We start from the raw sequence: 423 nt of genomic DNA, 5'->3' as shown, positions 1-423 counted from the left end.
GTTCGCAACAGCTACGGGAGATGGGATCTGTACATCGTCTGAGGCCCTGGTCCAACTGGGCGGCGACGAAACTTCCTCGTTGACCAGCCCGTGCCTTAGTTGATGTGGAGCCGGATGCGGTCGGAGGATGAAATGACCCTAGCGATCGAGGAGCCTCAGGCTCGGTGGGGCACGACGGGGCCTGCGCCGGGGCCGCATCCGAACGCGGCCGCGTGAGCGAGGCCCGTCGCTGGGGCGCAGTGGCCGCCGCCATTGCCGTCGCGGCCGGCCTCACCGCGCTCGGGGCGCTCCTCGTGACGCCACAGGGCGATGCGGCGTCGGGAGCGGCGCCCGCGACCGTGCCGACCGACGACGCCACCGTCGTCGCGACGCTCCAGACCTCGGGCGCTCCCCGCTCGGCCGAGCTCGTGGCGGCGCTGCGTG

The 423-nt window shown here is 72.1% G+C and carries 1 protein-coding gene; it reads left to right on the top strand.

Features of this window, described 5'->3' with window-relative positions; all coding sequences use genetic code 11:
• Nucleotides 1-212: 212 nt before the first annotated feature.
• A partial coding sequence (locus I6F37_RS41505) for a hypothetical protein (protein ID WP_225154597.1) occupies nucleotides 213-423 on the top strand: 211 nt, incomplete at its 3' end.

This window comes from Bradyrhizobium sp. NBAIM08, assembly GCF_020193935.1.
GTDB classification, from domain to species: domain Bacteria; phylum Pseudomonadota; class Alphaproteobacteria; order Rhizobiales; family Xanthobacteraceae; genus Bradyrhizobium; species Bradyrhizobium yuanmingense.
This window is presented reverse-complemented; position numbering and strand designations above follow the sequence as displayed.